Genomic DNA, 20497 nt, shown 5'->3' on the forward strand with positions numbered 1-20497 from the left:
GTCTTATAAACGCATAGGCATAACAACGTACATTGCTTCTTCATCGCCTGCACCTTCAATTAATGCACTGCTGTTTGAGTCGGCTAATGTAAATAGTACGTCTTCTGTTTTTAATGTGTTTAGTACGTCTAATACGTAAGACACGTTAAACCCTATTTCTAGGTCGGCACCTTCGTAACTTACTTCAACAACTTCTTCAGCTTGTTCTTGCTCTGGGTTGTTGGCCGTAATTTTTAATAAACCATTTGATAAGTTTAAGCGTACGCCACGAAACTTTTCATTAGATAAAATAGACACTCGTTGGAACGCATTACGTAACCATTCTCGGTTAGCTGTAATTACTTTGTCGCCACCACGTGGTAATACACGACGGTAATCTGGAAAACGCCCATCAACCAGTTTACTTGTAAATGTAAACTCAATATCAATAATACGGATATGGTTAGCACCAAACTGAATTGTTACCAATTCATCGTCAGCTACCATAAGGCGCATAATTTCTTGCACACCTTTGCGAGGTATAATTAATTGACGTTGTGTATTAAGCGATTGCGTTAATTGCTTTTGCGCTATAGCTAAACGGTGACCATCTGTTGCTACTGTTTTTATATCGGTATTATCTACTTCAAACGACATACCATTTAAGTAATAACGTACGTCTTGATTTGCCATCGAAAAATGCGTGCTTTCGAGTAACTTACGAAGCTCTAAACGAGTTAGTTGAAATTCAACCTCTCCGTCCCACTCTTCTAAATTAGGAAAATCATCAGCCGATAAAGTCGTTAATGAAAAACGGCTTTTACCACTGGTTAAAAGTAATTGATGCTCTTGCAAGCTTAAAGTAATGTCTGAACCATCTGGTAGACTTTTACAAATATCGAGTAACTTTTTAGCGGGTAACGTTAGTTTTGTATCGGCAATATCATCACCTACAAATACGCCAGAAACTAATTCAATTTCAAGGTCAGTACCCGTCATTGAAAGTTGTCCGTTTTCTACCACTAACAAAACGTTAGATAAAATTGGCAACGTGTGTTTGCGCTCTATTGCGCCCGACACTTGCACCAATGGCTTTAAAAATTGTTGTCTTGATATTGTTATTTGCATAATAAAGTCAGCCCTAAGATGACAATGTTCTTATTAAGTTTTGGTAATCTTCTTTAATCTCGTGGCTTTCGTCACGTAGTGATTTTATCTTACGACATGCATGTAATACGGTCGTATGATCGCGTCCACCAAATGCGTCACCAATCTCAGGTAAGCTGTGATTAGTTAATTCTTTAGACAATGCCATAGCTACTTGGCGCGGCCTCGCTATAGAGCGGCTGCGGCGCTTAGATAACAGGTCTGATATACGAATTCGATAGTACTCAGCAACAGTGCGCTGAATATTGTCTATGGTAACCAGTTTATCTTGCAAGGCAAGTAAATCGCGTAGCGCTTCTTTTACAAAATCGATTGAAATAGGACGACCGGTAAAGTTCGCATTAGCGATTACACGGTTAAGTGCACCCTCTAGTTCACGAACATTTGAACGTAATTTTTTGGCAATAAAAAAAGCAACTTCGTGTGGTAAGTTAATCTTACTTTGCTGGGCTTTTTTCATTAAAATAGCAACGCGTGTTTCAAGCTCTGGTGGCTCAATCGCAATTGTTAATCCCCAACCAAAACGTGATTTTAGCCTGTCTTCAACGCCTTCAATCTCTTTAGGGTAACGGTCAGAGGTTAAAATAATTTGTTGGTTGCCTTCAAGCAATGCATTAAAGGTATGAAAAAATTCTTCTTGTGAACGCTCTTTGTTAGCAAAAAATTGAATATCATCAATCATTAATGCATCAACACTACGGTAATAACGCTTAAATTCTTCTATCGCATTATTTTGAAGTGCCTTTACCATGTCTTGAACAAAGCGTTCTGAATGCATGTAAACAATTTTAGCATCTGGCTTATTTGCCATAATGCCATTACCTACTGCATGTAATAAGTGAGTTTTACCTAAACCAGTGCCACCGTATATAAATACAGGGTTAAAAGCAGAGCCAGGATTGTCGGCAACCTGTGTGGCCGCAGCTTTTGCTAGTTGGTTTGATTTACCTTCAACAAAGCTATCAAAAGTATAGTTTTCTTTAATGTTAGATTTGTAACCTGACTTAGGTGCAGGTTCAACAACTGGCTTTTGCTCGCGAGGCTGTTGTTTTGCTGAAGCGTGTGCACTTGGTGCCGATTGAGTTTCTATAACCGGTGCAGCTTGTGCATTTAATAAAGGTTTACTACCTACATCAAAACGTAGTTTTGGTGCTTCAACACCACAAATCTCTACTAGTAATTCGTTAATTCTATTTAGGTACTTTTCTCTCACCCAATCAAGCACAAAGCGATTAGGTGCATAAATCGTCAAGGTATCTTCGGTACTTTCTGCTTGTAGCGGTCTTACCCACATACTGAATTGCTGCGAAGGCAGCTCATCTTGCAATACATATAAACAACTTTGCCAAACCGACAGATACACAGTTAAACTCCCAGAGATATAATTTTTATTCCCGCACATCATTAATGATTATAAATCATACATTTATTGCGTTCAAATGGTCCAATAAGCGACCCAAGACCGCGTATTATGAAGACACTTTATCCACAAGTAAAAGATTGATTTTTATAAAATTGTTGATATCGATGTATAAAATCATTAACAAGCTGATTTAAAACAGTTTTTATTTTAGATCCGATGAGGAGATCATAACAAAATAACACCAAGATCGCGAACCAAATTTACGATCCAATTTACTTTTCCCCCGCTTTTATTCACTTTTTATACAGGGGCTGTGGAAAACTTCTTATTTATGATGATCCTAACAGATCGCCTTATATGATCTCTTATATAGTAGTAGGTGGGTTATATACCCTTAGCGTAATTATGATTGACTTTACATTACTTACTCTATAATATCTCGCGCTCGCAATGGCACCTATGCCAGGATCGCGACCTGTATAGGATGTTTTAACTTTAACCGATCGGATGAGATTGTTATGAAAAGAACTTTTCAACCTAGCGTTTTAAAACGCAAACGTGCACACGGCTTCCGTGCTCGCATGGCAACTGTAAATGGCCGTAAAGTATTAGCACGTCGCCGCGCTAAAGGCCGCAAAGTTCTTTCTGCTTAATTTATAAGTGGAAGACTTTAGCTTTGGCAGGGAGTTACGTCTGTTAACTCCCTCGCATTACTCTCGCATATTTAATGAACCCGCTCGGGCTGCAACTCCTTTCTTTACTCTATTAGCTAAACCAAATGACCAAGAAAAACCTCGGTTAGGTCTTACTGTTGCTAAAAAACGTGTAAAAAAGGCATGCCAACGAAACCGTATTAAACGTCTCGCTCGCGAAAGTTTTCGTTTAAATCAACACAGCATCGATAATATTGATATTGTGCTTATGGTTAAAAATGGTATTGATGAGCAGTCTAATGAAGAAATAACCAAACAACTTACTAAATTATGGCGAAAAATTAACGAACGCTGTAAACCAGGTGCACCTAAACCGCCACCTTTTAAGAAACGCCCAAACAAATCAGCTAAATCTAACAAACAAACCTAATTGCAATAGAATTGCAGGGTTAATTAATGTATCTTTAGCTCACCTTTTAATCATGCATTTAAATTTTCTAATTGAGTCTTTAAATACATGATATCTATCTCACTAAACTTAAGTAGGGGCATAAACATCATGAGGTTACTTAAACCACTTGTTGCTTTACCAACTTTTTGTTTAGTGTTATTTATCCGCGGTTATCAAAAGTGGATTAGCCCGCTGTTAGGTCCGCATTGTCGTTTTAATCCAACCTGTTCTAGTTATGCTATTCAAGCAATTAAATTGCATGGATCGGTAAAAGGTAGTTGGTTAGCTTTAAAACGCATATTAAAATGCCATCCTTTACATTCAGGCGGAGACGACCCCGTTCCTGAAAAATTAACCCATATTAACCACCAACACGAGAAATAAGAGCTGTTATGGAATCGCAACGCACGTTTTTATTAATTGGCCTAATGCTAGTGTCGTTTTTATTGTTCCAAGAATGGGATAATGATTACAACAAGCCTAAAGTCGATCCAAGTGCCACAACACAAACACTACAAGCAAATTCACCAGAGTCGGATGATTATATTCCTTCATCGTCAGATTCAGAGTTACCTGCTTCAGCAACTTTAGCTAAGCGTTCAGTTATTGAAATTACAACTGACGTTTTTAAAGTTAAAATTGACACCAAAGGCGGTGACATTGTTGAAACAGACCTTCTTCAATACGAAGAGACAAAAGGCAGTGAAACGCCTTATATGCTTCTTGGTCAGCTTGATGGTGGCAAACAATACTTTTCACAAAGTGGCTTAATTGGCTTAAATGGCCCTGACGCATCAGCTAACGGTCGCCCTACTTACAATACCGAACAAAAGTCATATACCTTAACGGGTGATGAGCTTCGCGTTCCACTTCAGTTTACTGATAGTAATGGTGTTAGTTTTACTAAAACGTATGTATTCAAAAAAGGTCAGTATGACGTAGGCTTAGAATACAAAATTAACAACACTACCAGCGCACCTCTTCAAGTACAGCTATACACGCAAATTAAGCGTACCGTACAAGAAAAAGGTAGCATGGTTGATCAAAACTATTTAGGTGCTGCATACGGTACTGATGAAGAAAAATACGAAAAGTATAGTTTTTCAGATATGGCTGATAAAAACCTAAATAAAAGCACACAAGGTGGTTACGTTGCCTTTATTCAACATTACTTTGTAAGTGCTTGGGTTCCAATGCAGGATCAATCAAATACACTTTATAGCTTAATTACAAAAAGTAATGCCGCTATTATTGGTGCTAAAGATCCCGCTGTAAATATTCAAGCTGGTAGTGAGCAAACATTAACTGCTACTTATTATATGGGCCCGAAAGAGTCAGATATTCTTGAAGCGATTCACCCAGACCTAGACCTAACCGTAGATTACGGTTGGTTATTTTTTATCTCGCAACCTTTATTTGTATTGCTAAAATGGCTACACAGCATTTTAGGTAACTGGGGTGTAGCAATTATTGCCATCACTATTATCGTTAAATCGTTAATGTACCCACTTACTAAAGCGCAATACACTTCAATGGCAAAAATGCGTGCCCTACAGCCTAAAATGGCAGCCCTTAAAGAAAAGTTTGGTGATGACCGTCAAAAGTTCGGCCAAGCAACTATGGAAATGTACAAAAAAGAAAAAGTTAACCCAATGGGTGGCTGTTTCCCTATTTTGCTACAAATGCCAATTTTCTTAGCCTTGTTCTACGTATTCTTAGAGTCTACTGAACTTCGCCATGCTGAATTCATTTTTTGGTTAACTGACCTTTCTGCGAAAGACCCGTACTACGTCTTGCCAATATTATTTGGTGCGAGTATGTTTGTAACGCAAAAGCTACAACCTATGACGGTTACTGATCCAATGCAGCAAAAAATGATGACCTTTATGCCGGTTATCTTCTCTGTATTCTTCTTATGGTTCCCATCTGGTTTAGTTCTTTACTGGTTAGTGTCTAACCTTATTTCTATTGTCCAGATGTTAATCATCTACCGTGGCATGGAAAAGAAAGGAATTAAAGTAAGAGGCTAACTAAGCTCCTACTTATATAAAGGCGACTTCGGTCGCCTTTTTTATTGCCTGTTTTTCACCACAGCTATTCGCTACAAATAAATCGATAGGTTACAATACGGGCATAAAGTTACTCATCGTTGGCAAATTAATAGCATGATCAATCAAGATACAATTGCAGCACAAGCAACAGCACCTGGACGTGGTGGTGTTGGTATTATTCGCGTTTCAGGTAGCCTTGCTAAAAGTGTCGCCGAAAAAGTAGTAGGTAAAATACCTAAAGTTCGCTACGCCGATTATGTGCCATTTAAAAGCCTTGCTGGCGAGCAACTTGATCAAGGTATTGCCATTTACTTTGCAGGTCCTAACTCATTTACTGGTGAAGACGTACTTGAATTACAAGGCCACGGCGGTCCTGTAGTACTGGATATGTTACTTAAAGAAATTAGTAAAATAGAGGGCGTTCGTTTAGCAAAGCCTGGTGAGTTTTCTGAGCGCGCATTTATGAATGACAAGCTTGATTTAACACAAGCAGAAGCCATCGCCGACTTAATTAATGCTACGAGCGAGCAAGCCGCTAAAAGCGCCCTACAGTCTCTCCAAGGTGAGTTTTCTAAGCACATAGAAACACTCGTAGAAAAAGTAATTCACTTACGCATGTATGTAGAAGCGGCAATAGATTTTCCTGATGAAGAAATTGATTTTCTATCAGATGGTAAAGTGTCAGGCGACTTAGACGCGATTATTACTCAGCTTAACACTGTAACCAACCAAGCCAAGCAAGGCAGTATCATGCGCGAAGGTATGCGTGTTGTTATTGCAGGTCGCCCTAATGCGGGTAAATCAAGCCTGCTTAACGCTCTAGCCGGTCGTGAAGCCGCAATCGTAACAGAAATAGCCGGTACCACTCGCGATGTACTACGAGAGCATATACATATAGATGGTATGCCACTGCATATTATAGATACCGCAGGCCTTCGTGAAAGCCCAGACAGAGTAGAACAAATAGGTATTGAGCGTGCATGGGATGAAATAAACCAAGCCGACCGCGTTTTATTTATGCTTGATGGCACTGATACTATAGATACTGACCCGCACAAAATTTGGCCTGAATTTATGGCAAAATTACCAGAAGGTATGGGGGTTACGGTCATCAGAAATAAAGCTGATTTATCGGGCGACATAGTCGGAATGGAGCAAGAGCAACAATACCCGGTTATCAGCTTAAGTGCTAAAAATGCTGACGGTATTGAACTTGTTCGCGAGCATTTAAAAGCTTGTATAGGCTTTCAAGGTGCAACAGAAGGTGGCTTTATGGCGCGCCGTCGTCATTTGGATGCACTAGAAAGTGCTGCGTATCATTTAGAAACGGGTAAAACACAGTTAGAAATGCACATTGCTGGTGAAATACTCGCTGAAGAACTGCGTTTAACACAGCAGTATTTGAATGAAATAACCGGTGAATTTACCTCAGACGACTTACTTGGCAAAATATTTAGCTCGTTTTGTATTGGTAAATAAACACCCTATTACAAATATATTTTTATTATAAGAGCACTTAAGTGCTCTTTTTTTATGTAAAATATTCTGCTGTAAAATATGTATTTATACACCTGATGCCTGCAAATTACTGCCAATAAAATCATATCCAAAACTACCTTTGTTACGTGCTAAGAGAGGTCAGATTATATAGAGTAGGCAATACTGAGAGTGCTTATTGGGGGAATTAATAGCACAAATTACACCTATTATTAAGGCTAAAACCGATGCCTTTTCAAACAACCGCACGCTTTAATAGCGTTATATGTCATACAAAAAGTAGTTATAAATGGCTTCCTTATACTTACTTTAGCTCACAAAAATGCACTAAAACACACCTCATACACGCAAAAGATGATGCTATTCGCTCAATTAAAGAGCTAAAAAACACTGATTAGTACTCTAAAAAGCTTACTTTTGACAACATATAATTTGATGATCACTGTGATTTTTAAATAAAATAACTCAACTGCTAAGTATTCAAAACTTTTGATCTGCTTACTCCACCAGCAAAATTAATAAAAATAGCAGCTCTAAATTCGCATAAAATTAAAAATACCGAGATCACTTATCCACAATACCTAATTTTCAGCTCAAATAAATACCAAAACTAGGTAAATCAGCTGCAAAAACCTCATGATCAATTGTAATTTATCTATTTATGAACTTATTTTTAATTAATTTCATTAGATCTGCTTTATTAGATCATTTTTAAAAATTATTTTCGATCCAAATTTAAGGTTATCAACAGGCTTTATATCCACATTATGATCAACATGTATTTTTAATTGAGATATTTACAATTTAATTCTTTACTGACAAGTAATATCAATAACTTAGCGAATATAAAACAACCTAAAAAAACAGTTTAAGCAGAGCTTTCCCCACTGTTATCAACAACTTGATCAGAAGATTACATTTAAAGATAATTTGTTAAACACTATATTATCAACAACTTAAAGACAAAATTTTGAATGAGTGTAAAATTACCGCAAAAATAGTTATACAAAAAAGCACTCTTAACTTTACTGTTATCCTCACTCAGTTATCATAGGCGGCAATTAAAACCAATGTGATCACTAATATTCATGAGTTCAGTAAATCTTATTGTCGGCAGCCAAATGGGATCAGCCGAGTATGTTGCAGAGCAATTAAGCGACGCGCTTAATAACCTTGGTATTACTACGCAACTACATGATCAACCTGAATTTAGCGATATTGATCAGCAAAATACCATTTGGTTAATCTGCACATCAACTTATGGTGCAGGTGATTACCCTGAAAATCTTATTAGTTTTGTTGAAGATGTAACTCAAGCAGATGATTTATCTGAATTAAAATATTCAGTAATCGCTTTAGGCGACACTAGTTATGACACTTATAACCTAGCAGGACGTAATATAGATGCCTTATTAACTCAAAAAGGCGCTATAAAAGTAGCAGAACGTTTAGAGCTTAATATTCTCGATGAAGCACTACCAGAAGACACTGCATTAACATGGTTAGACTCTTGGATAGCTCAAACAGGCATAAAATAGATAGATCAAGTAAAAAGTTATATATAAAGTTACCCACAATTTACTAATAATTTAATAGGTTTTGTGGATAAAGATTGAATAAACTGCGTTTTAAAGCATGCTTATCCATTGGATAAGATCCAACTGATTCAACCCTGTGCATAAAGTGCCTTTTTGATCAGAGCTTATTTGCTGGATGATCCGATCATATTAACACCTTTAGATCTGATCTAATTTCATGTTTTAAATGAAGATCTAAACCTTATCAACAGAAAAGTCGATCAGTAGTAGTAATAGTAATAAAAGATCTCTTTAAAAGATCCTTTATATTATTAGAGATCACATACTTAGATCTTGCCCTTTGTTTAATCATTTATCTTCTGCCAATTTCTAGGTAGAATACGCTCCCTTTTGAAGTTTACCGGTTTGATTTAAGTAGGATCCCATTAATGATTTTTCACGAAAATTTTGACGTTATCGTAGTAGGTGGTGGACATGCTGGCACTGAAGCCGCATTAGCAGCTGCCCGTATGGGGATGAATACCCTGCTACTGACTCACAATATGGATACCCTTGGTCAAATGTCTTGCAATCCAGCAATTGGTGGGATTGGCAAAGGTCATTTGGTAAAAGAAATCGACGCGCTTGGTGGTGCAATGGCACAGGCCATTGATAAAGGCGGGATCCAATTTCGTACACTAAATTCTTCAAAAGGACCTGCTGTTCGTGCTACTCGAGCACAAGCAGATCGTGCTTTGTACAAAGCGGCTATTCAAACAACATTACAAAACCAAGATAACCTTAAGATTTTTCAACAATCATGTGATGATCTTATTGTTGAAAACGATCGTGTTACTGGCGTAGTAACTCAAATGGGTTTACGTTTTAGTGCACCAAGTGTTGTTTTAACCGTGGGTACTTTTTTAGGCGGCTTAATTCATATTGGTTTAGAAAATTATAAAGGCGGTCGTGCAGGCGATCCTCCTTCAATCGCTTTAGCTGATCGCTTACGTGAACATCCATTTAGAGTTGATCGTTTAAAAACAGGTACACCTCCACGTATTGATGCACGTACTGTTGATTTTACAAAAATGGAAGCACAGCCAGGTGATACACCAACTCCTGTGTTTTCGTTTATGGGTAAACAATCAGATCACCCACAACAGATACCGTGTTACATAACTTACACAAACGAAAAAACACATGATGTTATTCGTAAAAACTTACATCGCTCACCTATGTACTCAGGTGTTATTGAAGGTATTGGTCCACGATACTGCCCTTCAATTGAAGATAAAATTGTTCGTTTTGCAGATAAAGATAAACATCAAATATTTGTTGAGCCTGAAGGTTTAACATCATACGAATTATACCCAAATGGTATTTCGACTAGTTTACCGTTTGATGTACAACTTGAAATTGTGCAATCGATTACAGGTTTTGAAAATGCACATATTTGTCGACCTGGTTACGCAATTGAATATGATTACTTTGATCCACGTGATTTAAAACAATCTTTAGAAACTAAATTTATTGAAGGTTTATTTTTTGCGGGTCAAATTAACGGTACTACCGGCTATGAAGAAGCGGGTGCACAAGGCTTAATTGCAGGTATGAATGCTGCACTAAAAGTACAAGGCAAAGATTCTTGGACACCACGTCGTGATGAAGCTTACGTTGGTGTATTAATCGACGACTTAGCAACACTGGGTACAAAAGAACCATACCGCATGTTTACCAGTCGTGCCGAATACCGTTTATTACTTCGTGAAGATAATGCTGATATTCGTTTAACTGAAAAAGGCCGTGAACTAGGTTTAGTTAATGACGAACGCTGGCAGGCATTTAACGAAAAAATGGAAGTAATCGAAAAAGAGAAGCAACGCATTAAAGATACGTGGATTCATAAAGATCACGTCGTTGTAGATCAAGTAAATGCATTACTGAAAACACCGCTTACACGTGAAGCAAGTTTAGAAGAATTACTTCGTCGCCCAGAGATTCGTTATAACGATCTTATGGCTATAGAAGGATTAGGATCTGAATTTACAAACAAAGCGGCACTTGAACAAGTTGAGATCCATACTAAGTACGCAGGTTATATTGCGCGTCAACAAGATGAGATCAACAAACAGCTTCGTCATGAGCAAACAATTTTACCAAAAGAGTTTGATTATAAAACCGTATCTGGTTTGTCAAATGAGGTAGTTGCCAAGCTTATTGAGTCGCGTCCTGACACTATTGGTCAAGCATCGCGTATTTCTGGTATCACCCCAGCGGCGATTTCGCTATTATTAGTGTATCTGAAGAAGCAAGGCTTATTACGCAAATCCGCGTAACGGTAAGGGTACATAGTGTTACAGCAACAATTAACTACATTGTTAGCGCAAACTGATATTGCGCTAACAGAAAAACAACAGCAACAGCTAGTTCGTTACGTCGAGTTATTGAATAAGTGGAATAAGGCTTATAACTTAACCTCAGTACGCTTACCTGAAGAAATGATGATTAAGCATATTATGGATAGCTTAGTTGTTGCGCCTCACTTACCCGGACATCATTATATTGATGTTGGAACGGGTCCTGGATTACCGGGTATCGTATTAGCAATTGCATTACCTAATACACATTTTGTGTTATTAGATAGCTTAGGTAAACGTGTACGATTTTTAATGCATGTTAAACATGAGCTTGGTCTTGATAATGTAACCCCGGTTCAGTCAAGAGTTGAAGAATATCAACCAAGTGTTAAATTAGACGGCGTACTAAGTCGTGCTTTTGCTTCATTACAAGATATGGTTGACTGGTGTTCGCACTTAATCGATCATTCGGGTAAATTTATAGCACTTAAAGGCGTGTTCCCTAGCGAAGAGCTAGAGTCACTACCTGCAGGCGTTAAGTTTGAGCAAAAAATTGCATTAGAAGTACCTAATTTAGATGCACAACGACATTTAATTATTCTTTCTAAAGACTAGGGATCAGAGACACCGTGGCAAAAGTCATCGCATTAGCAAATCAAAAAGGTGGAGTGGGTAAAACTACAACCGCTGTAAACCTCGCTGCGTCTATGGCTGCAACGAAACGTAAAGTGCTGTTAATTGATCTCGATCCGCAAGGTAATGCGACTATGGGTAGTGGCGTAGATAAGTATGGCGACGTGCCAACTATTTACGACCTACTTATTGAAGATAAACCTATAGAAGACGTTATCATTAAAGAAACGTCTGGCGAATACCACATGATTGCTGCAAACGGTGATGTAACCGCTGCAGAAGTTAAATTGATGGAATTATTTGCCCGTGAAGTGCGTTTACGTAATGCACTTGAAAAAATTCAGGACCAGTACGAATTTATTTTTATCGACTGTCCACCCTCTCTAAATATGTTAACTGTTAATGCAATGGCCGCAGCTGATTCTATTTTAGTGCCAATGCAGTGTGAGTATTATGCACTTGAAGGGTTAACCGCATTAATGGATACGATTACGCAGCTTGCTAAGTTAGTGAATCCTAGCTTACAAATTGAAGGCATACTTCGTACTATGTACGACCCGCGTAACCGTTTGGCAAATGATGTATCAGAACAATTAAAACAACATTTTGGCGATAAAGTATACCGTACGGTGATCCCGCGTAATGTTCGTTTAGCTGAAGCACCTAGTTTTGGTACTCCTGCTATGTACTATGACCGGGCATCAAGTGGCGCTAAAGCATATTTAGCACTCGCTGGTGAAATGTTACGCAGAAAAGAAAAAACAGCGTCCGTTGTCGCCTAACTTTGAGGTAAAAAAATAACATGTCTGCTAAAAAACGAGGTTTAGGCCGAGGACTCGATGCACTTTTAAGTTCGTCAAAGCCTGCACCAAGCCCAAGCAAGGAACAAGACACATCAAACGTTTCTGAGGCTGTGCAAAATGCCGCGGCTAATAATAGTGAATTACAAAAACTCCCAATAGAGTTTTTACACTCTGGTAAATACCAACCTCGTAAAGACATGTCTGAAGAGGCGCTAGAAGAGCTTGCTAGTTCTATTCGCTCACAAGGTATTATTCAACCTATTGTTGTGCGCCCTATTGCACACAATAGCTTTGAAATTATTGCTGGTGAGCGTCGTTGGCGCGCAGCGCAAATAGCTAAGCTTGAAACAGTGCCTTGTATTATTAAAGATGTACCTGATGAAGCTGCCGTTGCGATTGCACTGATAGAAAATATTCAGCGTGAAGATTTAAATGCCATGGAAGAAGCAGTTGCACTTAATCGTTTACTAATAGAATTTGAATTAACACATCAGCAAGTAGCAGATGCGGTGGGTAAATCACGTACGACTGTAACTAACTTATTGCGTTTAAATAACTTAAATAGTGATGTAAAAATTCTGTTAGAACATGGCGATATTGAAATGGGCCATGCTCGTTGCCTGTTAGCCCTTGAAGGTGAAGCGCAGTCAGATGCTGCTCGTTTAGCTGTAGCTAAAGCATTAACAGTTCGAGAAACTGAAAAGCTCGTACGCTCAATTTTAGAACCTTTACCTGCTAAAGAAATAACCGAAAAAGATCCAGATGTTAAGCAGTTAGAACAGCAACTCGCTGAAAATCTAGGTGCTAAAGTAGAGATTAACTACAATAAAAAAGGCAAAGGTAAACTGGTTATTTCGTATACTAACCTAGATGAACTTGACGGCATTTTAAATCGTATCAATCACGACAATACCCACCATTAGTTTTCTACATGTCTAAAAAGGGACATTTGTAGCTATTTCGTGTTACAAAGCATCTACTCAAGTTGCAAAACTGGCAGGATTAAGTATAATTTCGCCAGTTTTCACACCCTAACAATTAGAACGCAATAAAGGTTAACTAAACGTGACTGATAAGTTAGCGAGTCCATATCGACTTGCCGTATTAAAGTTAATTTGCCTTCAGGGTGTTGTAGCATTAGTTGCTGCTGTAATTGTTTTTTTTAGTTCGGGAGTCAATGCCTCGCTTTCATCACTCGCTGGTGGAGCTGTAGCAGTACTTCCGCACTTTGTATTTGCACTTTATGCATTCAGATATATGGGTGCAAGTCGAGCAAATCAAGCGTATGCCTCGTTGAAACGCGGCAACGGATTAAAGTTTATGCTAACAATTGTATTGTTTGCGCTAGTACTGAAGCATTTTCCGGTAATTTTATTACCCTTTTTTAGTACTTATATACTGGCGCTCTTTACTGGATTGTTCGCACCCGTTTTTTTTAAACATTAACTTTTGGGATATAACATGGCAGCAGAAGAAGTTACTCTATCTGGCCATATCCAGCACCATTTGACCAATGCTAAGATGTGTTCGACCGATACAGGTCTCGCCTTCAATAAAGCATGTACGGACAGTGGATTCTGGACATGGCATATAGATACCCTTGCATGGTCTATCGGTTTAGGTCTTATATTTTTATGGATCTTTCGTAGTGCCGCTAAAAAATCAACACTAGGTGTACCTGGGAAATTTCAGTGTTTTATTGAAATAATCGTAGAATTTGTTGGCGACAACGTACGCGATACTTTCCATGGTAAAAGCAAGCTTATTGCACCATTAGCCTTAACGATTTTCGTTTGGGTGTTCTTAATGAACTTAATGGATTTAATACCAGTTGATTTCATTCCAGCACTTGCAGGTTTCGTTGGTGAGACTGCATTTGGTATGGATTCACACGATGTGTACATGAAAATTGTACCTACTACCGATATTAATATGACTTCAGCGCTAGCGCTGGGTGTATTTATACTAATGGTTGGCTTTTCAATCAAAATAAAAGGTATTGGCGGGTTTATTAAAGAGTTAACGCTTCATCCGTTCAGCTCAAATAACATGTTTGTTCAAATTATTTTGATACCATTTAACTTATTACTTGAACTGATTGCACTCGTTTCTAAACCGTTTTCATTAGCACTACGTTTGTTTGGTAACTTATATGCTGGTGAGTTGATTTTCATCTTGATCGGCGCTATCGGTTTTATGCAACTACCGTTGCACTTTGTTTGGGCTGTATTCCATATTCTAGTTATTACATTACAAGCATTCTTATTCATGATGCTTACGATTGTATACCTAAGCATGGCAAGTTCAGATAATCACTAATTTTTAGATTTACAATTTTACTTTTACTTTTAACTTTACAATTGAAACTTTGGAGAAATAAATGGAAGCTTTAGAATTATTAACAGGCTTAAAATACATCGCAGTAGCTTTACTAATCGGTTTTGGTGCAATCGGCACAGCAATCGGTTTTGGTAACATGGGCGGTAAATTCCTTGAAGCATGTGCGCGTCAACCTGAGCTTGCACCTTCGCTACAAGTTAAGATGTTTATTCTTGCTGGTCTAATCGATGCTGTAGCAATGATTGGTGTTGGTATCGCTATGGTATTGTTGTTCGTACTTTAATTTTATTCTTTGAACAGCTTACTATTTAAGGAGGAGCGGTTGTGAATTTAAACGCCACTCTTATCGGTGAATTGATTGCGTTTACGGTGTTCGTATTATTTTGTATGAAATACGTATGGCCACCACTAAACGGTGCAATTGAAGCTCGCCAGAAAAAAATCGAAGATGGTTTAGCTGCCTCTGATAGAGCCGAAAAAGACTTAGAACTTGCGCAAAAGAAAGCTGCTGAACAGCTTAAAGATGCAAAAGCTCAAGCGGCTGATATCATTGATCAAGCTAAAAAGCGTGCAGTGCTAATTGTTGACGAAGAAACACTTCGTGGTCAACAAGAGCGTGAAAGTATCATTGCTCAAGGGCACTCTGAAGTTGAGTCTGAACGCAATCGCATAACAGAAGAACTACGTAAGCAAGTAGCAACTCTGGCAGTGATTGGCGCAGAACGTATTTTAGAGCGTGAAATTAATCAAGCCGCACATAGTGACATCGTTGAAAAACTTGTCGCTGAGCTGTAATTAGGAGGGTATGAGCATGTCTAATTTGACTACTATCGCTCGCCCATACGCTAAAGCGGCTTTTGAACTTGCCGTTGAGAAAGGCACTCTAGAAAGCTGGAATGATATGTTGTTCTTTGCAGGCCATGTAGCCAGCAATGAGCAAGCATCGTCTGTTTTAGCGAGTATGCCTACAGCTACTGCACAAGCTGAATTATTTATTCAACTTTGTGCTGAGCAGCTCAACGAACAAGGTCAGAACCTAGTTAAGGTGATGGCTGAAAATGGACGTTTGACAGCTCTACCTGAAGTTGCACAGTTATTTGCTGAATTTAAAGCAGAATACGATAAAGAAATCGAAGTAGATGTGATTTCTGCAACTCCTCTTGTTGCTGCGCAACAAGAGTCATTGGTAGCGGCACTTGAAAAACGTTTCGCACGCAAAGTTAAGCTGAATTGTAGTGAAGACGCGTCAGTGGTTGGTGGACTTATTATTAGGTCTGGCGACACTGTAATCGACGGTACTATTCGCGGTAAATTAAACCGCTTAGCTACAACACTACAATCGTAATTGGGAAAAAGAGCATGCAACTTAATTCCACTGAAATTTCAGATCTGATCAAACAACGTATTGAGAAGTTCGAAGTTGTAAGTGAAGCTCGTAACGAAGGTACTATTGTATCTGTTACTGACGGTATCATCCGCATCCACGGTCTTGCTGACTGTATGCAAGGTGAAATGATTGAGCTTCCTGGCAGCCGTTATGCTATCGCACTAAACCTTGAGCGCGACTCAATTGGTGCAGTAGTAATGGGTCCTTACGCTGACCTTACTGAAGGCGTAAAAGTATATACAACTGGTCGTATTTTAGAAGTTCCTGTTGGTCCTGGTTTACTTGGTCGTGTTGTAAACACACTAGGTGCTCCAATCGATGGTAAAGGCGCTCTAGATAACGACGGGTTTGAACCTGTAGAAAAAATTGCACCAGGTGTAATCGAGCGTAAATCTGTAGATGAGCCAGTTCAAACTGGTTATAAATCTATCGATGCGATGATTCCAGTTGGTCGTGGTCAACGTGAACTTATCATTGGGGATCGCCAAACAGGTAAAACTGCACTAGCAATCGATGCAATCATCAATCAAAAAGACACAGGCGTTAAGTGTGTGTACGTTGCGATTGGTCAAAAAGCATCTACTATTGCAAACGTAGTTCGTAAATTAGAAGAGCATGGTGCACTAGCAAATACTATCGTAGTTGTTGCATCTGCTTCTGAATCTGCGGCACTTCAGTACTTAGCACCGTTCGCGGGCTGTACTATGGGTGAATACTTCCGTGACCGTGGTGAAAACGCATTAATCGTATATGATGATTTGTCTAAGCAAGCAGTTGCTTACCGTCAAATTTCATTACTACTTAAGCGTCCACCAGGCCGTGAAGCATACCCAGGTGACGTATTCTACCTTCACTCTCGTCTTTTAGAGCGTGCATCGCGTGTAAACGCAGATTACGTTGAAAAGTTCACTAATGGTGAAGTGAAAGGTAAAACTGGTTCATTGACGGCATTGCCAATCATTGAAACTCAAGGCGGCGACGTTTCTGCGTTCGTACCGACTAACGTTATCTCTATCACTGATGGTCAGATCTTCTTAGAAACTGACTTATTCAACTCAGGTATCCGTCCGGCAGTAAATGCTGGTATCTCGGTATCGCGTGTTGGTGGTGCTGCACAAACTAAAATCGTTAAGAAACTAGGTGGCGGTATCCGTCTAGCCCTAGCTCAGTACCGTGAATTAGCTGCGTTTTCGCAGTTCGCGTCTGACCTTGATGATGCAACTCGTGCTCAACTTGAGCATGGTGAGCGTGTAACAGAGCTAATGAAGCAGAAACAGTACGCGCCAATGTCTGTTGCTGATATGTCTTTGTCGTTATTTGCTGCTGAAAAAGGCTTCCTTCAAGACATCGAAATCGCGAAAATCGGTGACTTTGAAGCAGCTTTACTTTCGTATGCAAATAGCACATACGCAGAGCTTGTGGCTCAAATCAATGAAACTGGTAACTTGAATGCCGAGATCGAAGCGCAGCTTAAAGAACTTCTAACGAAGTTCAAGTCTACGCAAACTTGGTAATTTAGTTATTAATGGTGCGCTTTAGGAAACTAAAGCACACCTTGATTCGGAGAGAGAGTCATGGCCAGCGGAAAAGAGATTAAAAGCAAGATCGGGAGTATTAAAAATACTCAAAAGATCACTAGCGCAATGGAAATGGTTGCTGCGTCTAAAATGAAAAGGGCGCAAGAACGCGTTGCTTCAAGCCGTCCATACGCTGACAAATTACGTGAAGTAATTGGTCGTGTTGCTCAAGCAAATCTTGATTTTACTCACCCGTTCTTAAAAGATCGTGAAGTGAAACGAGTTGGTTATATTGTTATCTCTACAGACCGTGGTCTGTGTGGCGGTCTAAACTCAAACGAGTTTAAGAAAGTTGCACTTGATGTTAAAGCGTGGAAAGAAAAAGGTGTTGATGCTGAATTTGCTACTTTAGGTAGTAAAGCAGCTGGCTTCTTTCAACGTTTTGGTGGTCAACTACTCGCTAAAAAAGCGGGCCTAGGAGATAAACCTTCAGTACAAGACGTTATTGGTCCTGTAAAAGTTATGCTTGATGCATTTTCTGAAGGCAAAATAGACCGTTTATTCTTGGTATATAACAAATTCGTTAATACCATGAGGCAAGAGCCAATTATAGATCAGTTACTCCCTTTGCCAAAAGCTGAAGAAGAAGTATCTGCTCACACATGGGATTACTTATACGAGCCAAATCCAGAGGCTATTTTAGAGTCTTTGTTAGTACGCTTTATTGAGTCTCAAGCATACCAAGGTGTGGTAGAAAATGCTGCCTCTGAACAGGCTGCTCGTATGGTTGCAATGAAAGCTGCAACTGATAACGCAGGTGACCTTATGGACGAGCTACAGCTTGTTTATAACAAGGCTCGCCAAGCAGCAATCACACAAGAAATTAGTGAGATTTGTTCTGGCTCAGCAGCAGTTTAATGCTTCGGGTAAAGATTAACGAGAGGAATAGACATGAGTTTAGGTAAGGTCGTCCAAATTATCGGCGCCGTTGTGGATATTGAATTTCCACAAGATAGCGTGCCAGCGGTATACCACGCACTAAGAGTAACAGATGGCGATTTAGCTGGTTTGACTCTAGAAGTTCAACAACAGCTAGGTGGCGGTGTAGTGCGTACTATCGCTATGGGTACTACTGATGGTTTACGTCGTAGTGCTTTAGTTATGAATACAGGTGAATCGATTCAAGTTCCAGTTGGTAAAGCAACACTTGGTCGTATCATGAACGTACTTGGTGAGCCAATCGATGAAGCGGGTCCAATCGGCGAAGAAGACCGTATGTCTATTCACCGTGCAGCGCCTTCATACGAAGAGCAATCAAGTTCAGTTGAACTTTTAGAAACTGGTATCAAGGTTATCGACCTTGTATGTCCGTTTGCTAAAGGTGGTAAAGTTGGTTTATTCGGTGGTGCCGGTGTTGGTAAAACTGTAAACATGATGGAACTTATCCGTAACATCGCAATCGAGCACAGCGGCTACTCAGTATTCGCAGGTGTTGGTGAGCGTACACGTGAGGGTAACGATTTCTACCATGAGATGAACGATTCAAACGTACTTGATAAAGTATCGCTTGTATACGGTCAGATGAACGAGCCTCCTGGTAACCGTTTACGCGTAGCGTTAACTGGTCTTACTATGGCTGAAAAGTTCCGTGATGAAGGTCGCGATGTACTTTTCTTCGTAGATAACATCTACCGTTATACTCTTGCTGGTACAGAAGTATCTGCACTACTTGGTCGTATGCCATCAGCGGTAGGTTACCAGCCTACACTTGCTGAAGAAATGGGTGTGCTTCAAGAGCGTATCGCTTCTACTAAGACGGGTTCAATTACATCAATCCAAGCGGTATACGTACCTGCGGATGATTTAACGGATCCATCTCCAGCAACTACCTTTGCTCACTTAGACGCAACAGTAGTACTTTCACGTGATATCGCGTCACTTGGTATCTACCCAGCGGTAGACCCACTTGATTCATCTTCACGTCAACTTGACCCACAAGTAATTGGTCAAGAGCACTACGATACAGCACGTGGCGTTCAAACAGTTCTTCAGCGTTATAAAGAACTTAAAGACATCATTGCAATCCTAGGTATGGACGAGCTTTCTGACGAAGATAAGCAACTTGTATCTCGTGCACGTAAAATCCAACGTTTCCTATCTCAGCCATTCTTCGTGGCAGAGGTGTTTACAGGCGCGTCTGGTAAGTACGTATCACTAAAAGATACAATTTCTGGCTTTAAAGGCATCTTAAACGGTGAATTTGATGATATGCCAGAGCAAGCGTTCTACATGGTTGGCTCTATCGAAGAAGCTCAAGAAAAAGCCAAAGGCATGTAACTAGGAGGGTAGTATGACAGCTATGACTGTACATCTTGACGTAGTAAGCGCTGAGCAGAGTTTGTTCTCTGGTCTTGTTGAATCGATTCAAGTATCTGGTAGTGAAGGCGAGCTGGGTGTAAACCTAGGCCATGCTCCACTACTAACTGCCCTTAAACCTGGTATGGTACGTTTAGTTAAGCAATTTGGTCACGAAGATGTGATATATGTTGCTGGCGGTACATTAGAAGTTCAACCAAATCACATCACGATTCTTGCAGATACTGCGGTTCGTGGTGAAGATTTAGATGAAGATTCTGTACAAAAAGCTAAACGTGAAGCTGAAGAACATATGGCGAATTCGTCAGCTGTTGAGTTTGATTATCAGCAAGCGGCTACGCGACTGGCAGAAGCAGTTGCTCAGTTACGCGTAATTCAGCAATTACGTCACAAGTAAGCCTAT

Annotated in this window: 22 protein-coding genes; 20 read left to right on the forward strand and 2 right to left on the reverse strand. The window is 39.5% G+C overall.

Annotated elements, in window-relative coordinates; translation table 11 throughout:
- Positions 1-3 precede the first annotated feature (3 nt).
- Together dnaN and dnaA are read right to left on the reverse strand one after the other, a co-directional pair.
- Positions 4-1107, reverse strand: coding sequence for a DNA polymerase III subunit beta (gene dnaN, locus I6F43_RS19045; RefSeq protein ID WP_010555149.1), 1104 nt, complete (start codon positions 1105-1107; stop codon positions 4-6).
- 13 nt (positions 1108-1120) lie between these two features.
- The gene (dnaA, locus tag I6F43_RS19050; protein WP_010555148.1) at positions 1121-2509 is read right to left on the reverse strand and encodes a chromosomal replication initiator protein DnaA; all 1389 of its coding nucleotides are present in this window, start codon (positions 2507-2509) and stop codon (positions 1121-1123) included.
- Between the two features lie 518 nt (positions 2510-3027).
- On the opposite strand from dnaA, the gene rpmH reads away from it, so the two are divergent.
- The 20 genes from rpmH (at position 3028) to I6F43_RS19150 (ending at position 20491) form a co-directional block, all read left to right on the forward strand.
- Positions 3028-3162 carry a 50S ribosomal protein L34 gene (rpmH, locus tag I6F43_RS19055; RefSeq protein WP_004335215.1) on the forward strand — a complete coding sequence of 45 codons (135 nt, stop codon included), beginning with the start codon at positions 3028-3030 and terminating at the stop codon, positions 3160-3162.
- A 7-nt stretch (positions 3163-3169) separates the two neighbouring features.
- Positions 3170-3592, forward strand: coding sequence for a ribonuclease P protein component (gene rnpA / locus I6F43_RS19060; protein WP_007584204.1), 423 nt, complete (start codon positions 3170-3172; stop codon positions 3590-3592).
- A gap of 129 nt (positions 3593-3721) precedes the next feature.
- Positions 3722-3997 carry a membrane protein insertion efficiency factor YidD gene (yidD, locus tag I6F43_RS19065; protein WP_008138026.1) on the forward strand — a complete coding sequence of 92 codons (276 nt, stop codon included), beginning with the start codon at positions 3722-3724 and terminating at the stop codon, positions 3995-3997.
- 8 nt (positions 3998-4005) lie between these two features.
- Complete coding sequence (gene yidC, locus I6F43_RS19070) at positions 4006-5643, forward strand: membrane protein insertase YidC (protein ID WP_024592270.1); 1638 nt, start codon at positions 4006-4008, stop codon at positions 5641-5643.
- Positions 5644-5778: 135 nt separating this feature from the next.
- Entirely contained in the window at positions 5779-7143 is a 1365-nt protein-coding gene (gene mnmE, locus I6F43_RS19075; protein WP_007584209.1) for a tRNA uridine-5-carboxymethylaminomethyl(34) synthesis GTPase MnmE, read from the forward strand.
- Positions 7144-7388: 245 nt separating this feature from the next.
- On the forward strand, positions 7389-7559 hold the full coding sequence (locus tag I6F43_RS19080; protein WP_197103600.1) for a hypothetical protein: 171 nt from the start codon (positions 7389-7391) through the stop codon (positions 7557-7559).
- 690 nt (positions 7560-8249) lie between these two features.
- Positions 8250-8699: an FMN-binding protein MioC gene (gene mioC, locus I6F43_RS19085; RefSeq protein WP_024591277.1), complete on the forward strand. Its 450-nt coding sequence runs from the start codon at positions 8250-8252 to the stop codon at positions 8697-8699.
- A gap of 428 nt (positions 8700-9127) precedes the next feature.
- A complete protein-coding gene (mnmG, locus tag I6F43_RS19090) occupies positions 9128-11017 on the forward strand; it encodes a tRNA uridine-5-carboxymethylaminomethyl(34) synthesis enzyme MnmG (protein WP_197103602.1) in 1890 nt (629 codons plus the stop codon).
- A 15-nt stretch (positions 11018-11032) separates the two neighbouring features.
- The gene (gene rsmG / locus I6F43_RS19095; RefSeq protein WP_007585988.1) at positions 11033-11653 is read left to right on the forward strand and encodes a 16S rRNA (guanine(527)-N(7))-methyltransferase RsmG; all 621 of its coding nucleotides are present in this window, start codon (positions 11033-11035) and stop codon (positions 11651-11653) included.
- Between the two features lie 14 nt (positions 11654-11667).
- Positions 11668-12453 carry a ParA family protein gene (locus I6F43_RS19100; protein WP_004335235.1) on the forward strand — a complete coding sequence of 262 codons (786 nt, stop codon included), beginning with the start codon at positions 11668-11670 and terminating at the stop codon, positions 12451-12453.
- A 20-nt stretch (positions 12454-12473) separates the two neighbouring features.
- A complete protein-coding gene (locus I6F43_RS19105) occupies positions 12474-13397 on the forward strand; it encodes a ParB/RepB/Spo0J family partition protein (protein ID WP_024607965.1) in 924 nt (307 codons plus the stop codon).
- 142 nt (positions 13398-13539) lie between these two features.
- A complete protein-coding gene (locus I6F43_RS19110) occupies positions 13540-13920 on the forward strand; it encodes an ATP synthase subunit I (protein ID WP_165722848.1) in 381 nt (126 codons plus the stop codon).
- 15 nt (positions 13921-13935) lie between these two features.
- Positions 13936-14793: a F0F1 ATP synthase subunit A gene (atpB, locus tag I6F43_RS19115; RefSeq protein WP_010555143.1), complete on the forward strand. Its 858-nt coding sequence runs from the start codon at positions 13936-13938 to the stop codon at positions 14791-14793.
- 61 nt (positions 14794-14854) lie between these two features.
- Entirely contained in the window at positions 14855-15097 is a 243-nt protein-coding gene (gene atpE / locus I6F43_RS19120; protein WP_007585980.1) for a F0F1 ATP synthase subunit C, read from the forward strand.
- Between the two features lie 41 nt (positions 15098-15138).
- Complete coding sequence (atpF, locus tag I6F43_RS19125; RefSeq protein WP_004335264.1) at positions 15139-15609, forward strand: F0F1 ATP synthase subunit B; 471 nt, start codon at positions 15139-15141, stop codon at positions 15607-15609.
- A 16-nt stretch (positions 15610-15625) separates the two neighbouring features.
- Positions 15626-16159: a F0F1 ATP synthase subunit delta gene (atpH, locus tag I6F43_RS19130; RefSeq protein WP_007585978.1), complete on the forward strand. Its 534-nt coding sequence runs from the start codon at positions 15626-15628 to the stop codon at positions 16157-16159.
- Between the two features lie 14 nt (positions 16160-16173).
- Positions 16174-17715, forward strand: a complete 1542-nt coding sequence (atpA, locus tag I6F43_RS19135) for a F0F1 ATP synthase subunit alpha (RefSeq protein ID WP_007585976.1) — start codon at positions 16174-16176, stop codon at positions 17713-17715.
- Positions 17716-17775: 60 nt separating this feature from the next.
- On the forward strand, positions 17776-18636 hold the full coding sequence (gene atpG / locus I6F43_RS19140; RefSeq protein ID WP_007585974.1) for a F0F1 ATP synthase subunit gamma: 861 nt from the start codon (positions 17776-17778) through the stop codon (positions 18634-18636).
- 33 nt (positions 18637-18669) lie between these two features.
- Positions 18670-20055 carry a F0F1 ATP synthase subunit beta gene (atpD, locus tag I6F43_RS19145; RefSeq protein ID WP_007585971.1) on the forward strand — a complete coding sequence of 462 codons (1386 nt, stop codon included), beginning with the start codon at positions 18670-18672 and terminating at the stop codon, positions 20053-20055.
- Positions 20056-20068: 13 nt separating this feature from the next.
- Entirely contained in the window at positions 20069-20491 is a 423-nt protein-coding gene (locus tag I6F43_RS19150; RefSeq protein ID WP_007377666.1) for a F0F1 ATP synthase subunit epsilon, read from the forward strand.
- Positions 20492-20497 lie beyond the last annotated feature (6 nt).

It is taken from the genome of Pseudoalteromonas sp. NZS71_1, from assembly GCF_015864305.1.
Taxonomy (GTDB): Bacteria; Pseudomonadota; Gammaproteobacteria; order Enterobacterales; family Alteromonadaceae; genus Pseudoalteromonas; species Pseudoalteromonas arctica.